Genomic DNA, 11,567 nt, shown 5'->3' with positions numbered 1-11,567 from the left:
TGCTACGCACACACATTAAAAAACGACAGCATGTATGTTTGTATTGCGCTATTATTAGATAAAGAGATGAGCTTCCAGAAGAAGCCCATCCCTTTGTTTAATGATCTATTTTGTCAAAAGCATTCTTTCCACCAACACATCACTGCCTGACACCACTTTTACCGTGTACATACCTTTTGCCCAGGTATCGAAATCATTCATTTTAATAGTTGAAAATCCTTTTTGAACATGGGTGTTCGTTGACCGCACCAGGTTTCCGGTGATATCGTAAATAAACACCTGTACATCTTTATCAGCCTGCGATGCAATATTTATGAATAATGTATTCTTTACCGGGTTAGGCGTCAACTTCATGGATAATGCATTTACGGTCAATGATAATTCTACCGCTTTACTGTATTGCACTTCCCCATTGTAGCCGGTTGCTTTTATTCGATAATAGATCCTGGATGATCTAACGCCAAATACTTCGTCGGTGGCCTTATAAGCGCTGTACGTTAATTTCGGATCTGCATGCTGCTCGCCGGCAGCTGTATAATGAACCCCATCGGTACTTCTTTCAATAGTAAAGTTTTTGATACTTTTATTAGATGTCACCGACCAATCCAGATTGACCAGGCCATTATTGAGCGAACCGGTAACCGTTATTCTATTATTGCCGAGCACCGAACAGGCCGGATCATAAACAATGGTTGCACTGTCGATTGCATAAGCAGGACAATCGTTCTCCAACACCTGCGTAACTTTATAAGTACCGGGTTGATCCACTGTTATAGAAGTTCCGTTATTAACGGCAATGGAGCCATCGGTTGTCGTCCAGTTGTAAATGGACGTAGAATAAGGATTGGTAACCGAGATAGTGCTCACACCTGAGGATCCGCAAAAGACGGGTATATCGGCCGCAACGTCTACACTTGGTGGTAAGAAGAGATCGAAAGGTGCAATAAAGTCTTTTAATTCAGAGGTAAATGATTCTGAACTTCGGGTTTTAACCATTACTTTACTGAATGGTATGCCACAGGGCGTTTTTCCCATCAAACTAACAGGATCCAGGCCAAGCACCGTAAGATTGATCCCGAATTCCATAAACTGGCCTGTAGCATATGACTGTACCAATCCGCCATTGGCGCGCGGCACCCACCATGGACCGCCCCAGGTAGGAGCGGCATTTTCGACACCAAAATAAAAAGGGTCGCCGTTCTTTGGTTGAATGCCTGCGTAGCCATATTGCGTTTTACCGCCACCAAAGGTGCCGGTCCAATCGAAGGTTGCCGGTATTGTATTTAATAATTCAGCTTCATCTACCCAAATACGCGCTTCAATGGATTCAAGTCCGCCGCTGTAACTGGCTGCAAAGATCATATCTCCTACCTGCGTTACATTGCCGGCAGCATCAAATTTCCAGGCAGTATGTCCTGCGTCAGGGCCAAAGCCGGTAAAACCGGAAGTGCTGCGGGTATAAAATATATCTGTCTGGTAGAGCTCAAAATCGAACCAGCGGCTGCCGTTGGTGCCTTCAATGGCAACGGCGCCAAAAAGCCAGAGTTGGTCTGTAGGATTATAATTGGGGCCTTCCCGCCTTAAATGCAGGAAGACGTCCAGAATATCATTTTTGGAAAGCATATTACTGGATTCGCCTGTCCAGTCTTCCGGACTATCACCGTTCTTATTAGAGCCGGCAGTAAAGGCCGTTTGATCATGGTCGTGGTAATCCCTGACAAATACGGCATCGATTAAAGTCCTTTGATTTGTTTGGTAAAATGAAGGGTAGCCCATCTTCCGGTAGAACGGAATGTTTCTCGTGGCTGCATTCGACTGATAACCCGCAAGGATTGCGCCGGCACCTGTGGTGTCGATCACAAACATACTGTTATTGCCATTGGGAACTTGCTTGAAGAACCAGTCGTCGCAATCATTACAAGAGCTGGAAGTAGTGACGAACATGTTCGATTGTGCATCGGCGTCTATCCCGAACTTTCCCTGCACGGTGGGTGTTATAACCTGGGAATAACCCACATATGCGCACTTAGCCATCAATAGGATGAGTACAATTTTTTTCATAAATACGGATTATATAAAATAGTACTAAACCAATTGTCAATAGCCGGGTACAAGAAACTGGGAAAAAACATTTGCCAGTAAAACAACAGACTGGCTGACTCTTATTTATTGAAAAATGGTTTAGACTACATTCACGCTCACTTGCTGATGGTTTTCATCCTAATATAACGCTCACGAACTCCTGTTTGCACACCCATCTATTGAATATAAAACAAATATATTAATTAAACCATACAATCAAAAGCATTTATATAATTTAATATTTATTTTTATTTACACATAGGTGTATACTCTTGCTTTAATGCTACATGAATATTATTACATTATTTACTTTGTTTGTGCAGTTAAGAGCGGCCTGCGGTCAGCTGCATGGCCTGTACGCTTATGCGAGTATATTTACCAGAGAGAAATGAGTTCGTAATACGTAATTATACGTTTGCAGTCTTGGCCCGTCGCGGCATCGCAGGGAGAACGTTTACAACTTCAACAAACCCACCTTGTGCAAAGTATTCACCGGCTTATTGTCCCAGAAGAGCTCAAAGTCTTCCAGTCCGGCGGCTTTGTAACTGTCTATCACATCCTGTAACGTGTGAACTTTCGCATTCGTTACCGATAGCGTCTTCAGCATGTCAGCCAGCCAGTCGCCCTGTTCACGGGCCACACTGATGCTGTACTTACTGCGCTTATCCTGGAAGGTAAGGGATGTCATTTCCCAGCTATTGCCTTTTTTACTTTTGGTGAAATGTTCTACGACCGGAGGCCTGCCCAGGTATACGATGCGGGTAGTAGGTTTAGGCGCTGTATACAGATCCTGTTCCAGGACCTTCTGAATATGATCAGGCGCTATATTCGTCTTGGGCACTTTAAAATCGAACCATTTTTGCAACGGGTCGTTGAGCCCGATGCCATGCATGTAATTGAACAGTGATTTCTTCAGTCCAAACGCAAATTCCTCATGGTCGGCGCCGGTTTCATCGATGTGTACAAGGTCATTGTTGGCAAAACTTCCTACCAGGGCCGATGCTTTTTTCACTTTGAATTTTTCTGGTTCCATTCCAACGGGACTGTGCACAGTCATAGTGAACAAATGCCAGAAAGCCGACTGCAGCACACCGGCAGCGAACATCTGCCGAACCATTTCGAGTGAATTGATCGTTTCCTGTTCGGTTTGCGTAGGAAAACCATACATCAGGTAAGCATGCACCATGATGCCGGCTTCTGTGAAGTTCCGGTTCACCTGCGCCACCTGTGCTACGGTGATGCCTTTCTGAATAAGCGCGAGCAGGCGGTCGCTCGCCACTTCCAATCCCCCGGAAATAGCAATACAGCCGGAATGTTTCAGCAGCAGGCAGAGATCGCGGGTAAAACTTTTTTCAAAGCGCACATTGGCCCACCAGCTCACCGTCAGTTTGCGCCGGATGATCTCGAGCGCCAGTGCACGCATCATCGCCGGAGGAGCTGCTTCATCCACGAAGTGAAAACCATTCTGCCCTGTCTGCTTCATCATTTCCTCCATGCGGTCAACCAATAGCGAAGCGGCTATCGGCTCATAAATTTTTATATAATCGAGTGAGATATCGCAGAAGGTGCATTTGCCCCAATAACAGCCATGCGCCATGGTGAGTTTGTTCCACCGGCCATCGCTCCACATGCGGTGCATGGGGTTTATCACCTCTATGGCGGAAATATATTTATCAAGCAGGAAATCGCTGTAATCGGGTGTGCCAACCTGTGATTGTTTGTAATCGGAGCAGCTGTTGTTGTTGATGTATGATACGGCGCCATGCTGCAGGATAAAAGTTCTTTTCAGTTCCGTCACCGTACATTGGTCTTCTACCAGTTTCACCAGTTGTTCGAGGGGCGCTTCACCATCGTCGAGGGTGATGTAATCGTAGTATTCAAATACCCGCGGATCGCTGAGCGAACGCAATTCAGTATTGGCAAAACCGCCGCCCATCGCCACTTTCACTCCGGGATAATGCTGTTTGATCCATTGTCCGCAGCGCAGCGAAGTATACAGGTTGCCGGGAAAGGGAACAGAGAGCGCCACCAGTTTGGGTTGCAGGTTTTCCATATGCGCTTTCAGCAACCTGATGAGCAGCTCATCGATAAAAGTATATTCCTGCTGAAGGGCATTGTACAGTTCGTCGAAGCTGTTGGCTGAGCGGCCGAGTTTTTCTGCATAGCGGCTGAAGCCAAAATGCTCGTCCACGCATTCGCTGATAAGATCGCTCAGATCTTCGAGGTACATAGTGGCCAGGTGTTTGGCCTTGTCCTGTATTCCCATGGAACCGAAAGCCCAGTCGAGCTCTTCTAATTGCGCAAAACGGTTTGCTTCGGGTAAAAAATCGCGTTTGCAGATGCGGTGCGCCAATGTAGGATTGTGCCCCTGTAAAAAGAGGATCACATCGTTGATGGTGTAGATATAATCTTCCTGCATGGCCAGCATGCGGGCGGCATTGTCAGACAATGCTGTGCTCAGCCGGTTGATCCGGTTGAACAGTTCCTGCAGCCCTTCCTGGCAGAACAGGGCCAATGTAACCTCGATACCAAGATCGCTCTGAAAAGAACGGATATTTTTGGTGTTCAGAAAGCCCTTCAGGTAAGCCGTTGCCGGATACGGAGTATTAAGCTGCGTAAAAGGCGGAGTAATCAAAAACACAGGAACGCTCAAGATCGAATAATTTGCTGCAAAATTAGGCTAAAAAACCGGTTCCAGGTGTTGTTCAGGCGCTGGATGCCCGGCATGACAGGTATTACCAGACCCGGTAGATTTCCCTTGAACCCGTCAAATACATTTCCGTATAACCGGCCATTTTTTCCTGCATCTTTTTTGCTTTTTCGGGATCCTTGCCCATGTCTTCCCAGCTTTTGTCGAAAGCGGTGAGACTATCGTATCTGCTTACCATAATTACTTTGTTGTACTGGCCGGTCATATCGGTCATTACATCCACAAATTCCTGGTTATCGGCCATCACTTCCTTGAACAGCTTGGCCAGTTTGGAGGCATTACCTGGTTTGCAGATAAAAATATCATGTACAATGATCATGGCTTAAAATTTAATAAAAAGGTAAGCCCTTTTTGGTAGCAAACCATCTTATGAAATTTGATATCGATTAAGAAATTACCTCCTCTGTACGGGCACCTGTACACTACTGCAGGATATATGAAGACATACAAAACGTCATTAGCGACTATAGCGAAGATTATATATTATATCTTTGAATATTTCACCTGCCAGATTTTAAATGACGCCTTCGAATTATCTTGCAACTCAAATAGTGAACGTGACAGATCTCTCATTTCCTGAATACATAAAATTGCACACGAAAGCAGAACATGCTGCGCTGGAGAAACTATTGATCGGCATCATTAAAAATATTCGCCATCAGCACCAGTACATACAGTTGCTGAAGATGTTCCATGGCTACTACCACGCCCTTGAACCCGTGATGGAACAATATTTGAAAAAAGAGCATATTCCGGACATCGAACAGCGCCGCAAATCAGCTGCGCTGCTGCAGGATATCCGGGACCTTGGCGGGGAGATCCGGAAGCAGCAGCTAAAACTTGATATACCGGTGATCGACAGCTATGCAAGGGCGCTGGGAGCCGCATACGTGCTGGAGGGATCAACCCTCGGTGGTATGATCATAGCGAAAATGATCAGGACGCAATTGCCGGAAATTCCTGCCGGAAAGGGATTTTCGTTTTTTACTTGTTATGGGGAAAATGCATCCGAAATGTGGAATAAATTCCACACTTATCTGCTTGCGCTTACGCGAAAAGAAGACCAGGAAGCAAGTGCCGATACGGCCCGGCAAACATTTTTAACATTCAAAGCGTGGATCAACCAGTATGAGCCAGTTTTCTAAATACGACTCCGAATTTTGCGGCACTATTCCCATTCATATTATTAATACCACGCAAGAGTACGGCGTTCTGCTGGTGCTCGACAGGCACTCCCTCATCATAGAGCAGGTAGGCGAAAATGCCGGGGCCATGTTTCAATTACCTTATAAAACTTTACCAGGCACACCGGTGCACGATGTAATTGGTGCATTGGCCTTCCGGGTATTACAGGAGCACCTGGAAAAAGGGAATGGCAAATATGCCACTACATGGGAAATAAACGGGCAACGCCATTATACCCTGCTGCATGTAAAAGAAAATATGGTGATCGTTGAAATAGAAACTCACCCTACAGAAGATACCGAAACCTCTTTCACCACATTATACCAGTCGCTTCGAACCACCATCCAGAAAGTTGAATCGGCGCCCGATATCCAGCAGGTATGCACCATTGCAGCGGAAGAATTGAAAAGGATCAGCGGATTCGATAAAGTGATGATCTATGCATTCGATTATGAATGGAATGGCAATGTACTGGCCGAAGCCATGGAGCCCGGCATGGAATCGTATCTGGGCTTCACCTTTCCTGCATCAGACATTCCCAAGCCCGCGCGCGACATGTACCAGAAAAATCCTTACCGCTTTATTCCCAACCGGGAATTCAAACCGGTAAAACTATACCCGGTGATAAACCCGATCACCAACACTTTTCTCGACATGACGGAATGCAATCTTCGTGGCGTGGCCGCCGTGCATGTAGAATACCTGAAGAACATGCATGTGATGGCTTCCATGTCGGTCAGGTTATTAAAAGACGGCGCCCTCTGGGGCCTTATCGCCTGTCACCACAAAACATCCCGGCATATCGACAACCAGTTGTGCACCGTACTGGAGTTTCTGTCGACCATTATTTCGGCCCGCATCAACGTGCTGCACCACCAGAAATTCCTTGACCTGAGCGCCCGGCTCAACGGTCTTTATACACAGCTGATCGAGAATATTTATCAAAGTAAAAATCTCGTTAAGGGTCTGCTGCATGAAAAACCGTCGGTTATGGAACTGTTCGAAGCGCAGGGCGTGGTAGTGACTTATAAAAACAAGATCGAAAAAGCGGGCGAAGTGCCCAATGCATCACAACTCGAAGACCTCGTATTATGGCTTCACCTGAAACAACTTCGCAAGGTCTTTCATACCGATTCGCTCTCGGGCGTATATGATATGGCCATGGATTACCAGGAGACTGCCAGCGGTTTACTGGTCATACCGATACAATCGGCGCAGGACGAATACCTTATTCTGTTCCGGAAAGAGTACATCCGCACGACCAGTTGGGGCGGCAATCCGGAAGAACGCATTTTTTTCGACAAAGATCCAAAAGTCTATCACCCGCGCCACTCTTTCAAATTGTGGCAGGAGCATATGCAGGGATTTTCGAAACCGTGGCTGCCCGAGGAAGTGATGGCTGCAGAAAATCTGCGTAGTTTTATATATGAATTGATAAACCCGGAACCATTGGCATATCAGCAATGAAAGAGACCCAAAAACATTATGTGATTACGGTAGGAGCTTCTGCCGGTGGCCTGGAAGCCATCCAGGAGTTCTTTGACCATATGCCGCAGACCGGCAATATGTCTTTTGTAGTGATCCAGCACCTTTCGCCGGATTATAAGAGCCTGCTGGTTGACCTGGTGGGCAGAAGAACACATATGAAAGTGCTGGAAGCGGCCCACAATATGCCGGTATTGCCCAATAGCGTATACGTGATCCCCAATAATAAACAGATCCGTATGCAAAAAGGGAAATTGCTGCTGTCTGATAAAGTGAATGACAAGGCGCCCAATAATGCGATTGATGTATTCCTGCATTCCTTGGCCGCTGATAAAAAAGACCAGGCGATCGCCGTGATCCTCTCGGGAACAGGCACCGATGGTACCAGGGGCATTGCCGCCATTAAAGAAAATGGCGGTTGTGTGATGGTACAGGACCCCACTTCGGCCAAATTCAATGGCATGCCGAACAGCGCACTGGCCTCAGGTTACGCCGATGTAATAGACACGCCGGCCGGTATTGCCGAAGCGATCGTAAAAGAAATATTCCAGACGGAACAACACATCAAAGCCAAAGAGCCCGACGAGCAAACCCTTTTACAAATATTTGAGCTGATCTATAAATACGCGGGACAGGATTTTCATTATTACAAAACACCTACCATACTCCGGCGGATCAATAAACGAATGCTGCAGCACAGCATTGAAGAACCTGCAGACTTTGTGAAACTGCTGGAAAGCAACCCGGCGGAATGTAAGGAACTGGCGCATGATTTCCTGATCAGCGTTACGAAATTCTTCCGCGATGCCGAAGCTTATAAAGTGCTTTCGGAAAAAGTGCTTCCTGAGCTCATCGCTTCCAAAGAAAGTGGCGATCAGCTCAAAGTATGGGTTTCTGCCTGCAGCACCGGTGAAGAAGCTTATTCCATTGCCATGGCCATTGACCAGGTGTTGGAAGAAACAGGCAAAGAGATCGAGGTTAAGATCTTTGCTTCTGACATCGATACCGCCAATCTCGACATCGCTTCAAACGGCATCTATCCTTTTTCGATAGAGAATGATGTACCGCAGCATTTGCTGAGCAAGTATTTCACAAAGAAGGCCAAAGGCTGGAGCATTATACAAAGACTGCGCAAACAGATCGTATTTGCGCGGCACGATATTACCAAAGACCCGCCCTTTATCAAGAATGACCTGGTCACCTGCCGTAACATGCTCATTTATATGAACAGCGTGCTGCAGGACAGGATCTATGCCATGCTGCAATTCTCCCTGAACATCGACGGCTTTCTTTTTCTTGGCCCCAGCGAAAACCCGCCGTTCAGCAAAAGCAGCGCCATACAACAGATCAGCCTGAAGTGGAAGATCTACAAGAAGCTGGCCGACATCAAGCAGCGCGTTACCTTTGGCGATAATGTAGGCAGCCCCGTTAGAATGCCGCGGCAAAACGCTTCCACCCCGATAGATATTGGCACCAAAGGCCAGAAAGACCTGTGGAAAGAGATGCGTACCGCCTTTCTGGAAGACCTGGGCTTTATCGCTTTTTATATCGACCGCAACTTTGAGATCCATGAGACCATGGGCAATTACGAGGAACTGCTTTCCCTGCCCAAGAAAATGCTTAACCTGAACCTGATCCGCATGCTGCCGCAGGACCTTTCCCTGATCGTTAACCGGGAAGTGCGCAAAGCATGGAAAACGAACAGGCCTGTTCACATCAACTATGTGGTTTTTGGCAAAGGAGAAAATACCCGTGCCGTGAACGTGCTGCTGAAACCATCTGAAATGGCGGTCGGCCACGATTATACCCTGGTGATGTTCAGCAAGGCGGCGGTGCAGGCAGAGCCCCATACTGCAGTAGAGGAGCCGGAATATGATTACGATTATGTAAGGAACCTGGAAGCGGAACTGGCCGAAACCAAGAACAGCCTGCAGCTGGCCATAGAGGACCTGGAAACAGCCAACGAAGAGCTGCAGAGCTCGAACGAAGAACTGCTTTCCTCGAACGAAGAGCTGCAAAGCTCGAATGAAGAACTGCAATCGTTGAACGAAGAGTTGTACACACTCAATACTGAACACCAGCTGAAGATCAAGGAACTGGTAGAGCTGAATGATGACCTGAACAACTATTTCCGCAGCACAAACATTGCCCAGATCTTCCTGGATGCGCAGTTGAATATCCGGAAGTTCAATCCGGCGTCGACCGAGATCATCAATTTTATTGAGTCAGATCTTGGCCGCCCGTTCTCCGACATTTCAAATAATTTCAAATACGACCAGCTGATAAATGATATCCGCCAGGTAGAACTTACACGCACCGTGGTGGAAAAGGAAGTCAGTTTGCACGAGGGAAAGAACTTCCTGCTGCGCATCATGCCCTATATCACCCGCGAGAAAAAATACGCCGGCATCATCATCAACTTTGTAGATATCACGACCATTACGAACCTGAACAATATCATCCGCAGTGTGTTCAATGCCACTACAAGCGCTATATTAGCCCTGCATACCGTGACAGACCAGCGCGGAAAGATCATTGACTTCACGATAGATGCAGCGAATGAAAAGGCGCAGCATTGGTTCGGCACCCAAGATCTTGCGCTCACCGGCAAAAGCCTGCGCAGCGCAGCGCCGTTATTGAGCACTGCCGAGCTGTTTTCGGAGTACCTGTCGGTAGTACTGGATGACAACAAACTGCACCGCGACCTGGTATTGGAAGGAATGGATATGTCGTTTGAACTGACCGGGGCCCGGATGCCTGACGGACTTGTTATAACCTTTACCGACATAACAGATAAAAAGAAAGCTGTTCAGAAGATCCGCAAGAATTATAGCGAGCTGAACGAAGTGAAAGAAAATCTCCGCAAGCTTAATAAAGAGCTGGAAGATAAAGTAAGGGACAGAACCCGGGAACTGTCTTTTAGTGAAGAACGCTTTCGCCTGGTGGCGCGTGCCACAAATGATACGCTGTGGGACTGGGACTTTACGGCAAACAAGGTATGGTGGAGCGATGCCTTCCGCAAGACCTTCGGCTATGAAGAAACAGGAATGACGCGGCAAGACTGGATGCAGCATATACACCCCGATGACCGCGAGCGGGTAAAAAGCAGCATTCATACCGCCATTCATGAAAATCACCACCAATGGAGCCAGGAATACCGCTTTCGAAAGGCAGATGGCGATTATGCCAATGTGCTCGACAGGGGGTATATTCTGCATAACGAATTCAGCGTGCCTTACCGCATGCTGGGCTCCATGCTCGATCTCACGGCGCTTCGCAAGGCAGAACAGGAGATCAAACGCATGAACGAAGAGCTGGAAGAAAAGGTAAAACAGCGTACAGAACAGCTTCAGGAAATGAACCGGGAACTGCAATCGAGCAACCGGGATCTGCAACTGTTTGCTTCCGTAGCCAGCCATGACCTGCAGGAGCCGCTTCGCAAGATCCACATGCTGACCAAGATTGTAAAAGACCGGCACGAAGGAAACCTGCCCGCTGAAACCGTGGTCTATCTGAACAAGATCATGCAATCTGCGATGCGCATGAAAGCGCTGGTGAATAATATTTTGCACTTCTCTAAACTATCCAACGAAGTTTCCGTTTTCATTAAAACCGATGTGGCGCAGATCATTCGCGAAGTGCGGGAAGACTTTGAAATGGTGATTCGTGAAAAGAATGCAGAGATCAGGGTAACGGAAATACCACCGCTGGAAGTTATAAGGCCGCATATTCAGCAGGTGTTCCAGAACCTTATTGGCAATGCGCTGAAGTTCTCCCGTAACGATGTGTCGCCCGTGATCACGATCTCGGCATGGCGTGTCAATGAAAAATCACTTACTGCTCCACGCGATGAAAATGGCCGCTGGTGTCATATCGAGGTGAAGGATAACGGTATCGGGTTTGACGAACAGTTCAAGACCCGTATCTTTGACCTGTTCCAGCGTTTGAATTCAAAAGACAAATTTGAGGGTACTGGTATCGGTCTTGCCATCGTAAAAAAGATCGTAGAAAAACACAATGGCCTTGTTGCTGCAAACAGCCGGGAAGGGCAAGGGGCGGTTTTTTCAATTTTACTTCCGCTGGAACAATCTGCCAGGTAAAACGG

6 protein-coding genes are annotated in these 11,567 nt (G+C 47.2%); 3 read left to right on the top strand and 3 right to left on the bottom strand.

Annotated features, from left to right (window positions below):
* Positions 1-105: 105 nt before the first annotated feature.
* The 3 genes from JT717_RS23975 to JT717_RS23965 form a co-directional block, all read right to left on the bottom strand.
* Positions 106-2,061: a T9SS type A sorting domain-containing protein gene (locus tag JT717_RS23975; RefSeq protein WP_205513579.1), complete on the bottom strand. Its 1,956-nt coding sequence runs from the start codon at positions 2,059-2,061 to the stop codon at positions 106-108.
* A 475-nt stretch (positions 2,062-2,536) separates the two neighbouring features.
* The gene (locus JT717_RS23970; RefSeq protein WP_205513578.1) at positions 2,537-4,735 is read right to left on the bottom strand and encodes a B12-binding domain-containing radical SAM protein; all 2,199 of its coding nucleotides are present in this window, start codon (positions 4,733-4,735) and stop codon (positions 2,537-2,539) included.
* An 82-nt stretch (positions 4,736-4,817) separates the two neighbouring features.
* A complete protein-coding gene (locus tag JT717_RS23965; protein WP_205513577.1) occupies positions 4,818-5,111 on the bottom strand; it encodes a hypothetical protein in 294 nt (97 codons plus the stop codon).
* A gap of 238 nt (positions 5,112-5,349) precedes the next feature.
* Between JT717_RS23965 and JT717_RS23960 the strand changes: the two genes are divergently transcribed.
* From JT717_RS23960 to JT717_RS23950, 3 genes are read left to right on the top strand one after another with little or no spacing between them, the layout of a single operon-like run.
* Complete coding sequence (locus tag JT717_RS23960) at positions 5,350-5,937, top strand: biliverdin-producing heme oxygenase (protein WP_205513576.1); 588 nt, start codon at positions 5,350-5,352, stop codon at positions 5,935-5,937.
* A complete protein-coding gene (locus JT717_RS23955; protein ID WP_205513575.1) occupies positions 5,921-7,444 on the top strand; it encodes a GAF domain-containing protein in 1,524 nt (507 codons plus the stop codon). The genes JT717_RS23960 and JT717_RS23955 overlap by 17 nt, the downstream gene beginning before the upstream one ends.
* Entirely contained in the window at positions 7,441-11,562 is a 4,122-nt protein-coding gene (locus JT717_RS23950) for a chemotaxis protein CheB (RefSeq protein WP_205513574.1), read from the top strand. Before JT717_RS23955 ends, JT717_RS23950 begins: the two co-directional genes overlap by 4 nt.
* Positions 11,563-11,567 lie beyond the last annotated feature (5 nt).

The organism is Longitalea arenae (assembly GCF_016924755.1).
Taxonomy (GTDB): Bacteria; Bacteroidota; Bacteroidia; order Chitinophagales; family Chitinophagaceae; genus Niastella; species Niastella arenae.
Note: the sequence above shows the minus strand (reverse complement) of the source record. Positions and strands in the feature narration are given on the sequence as shown.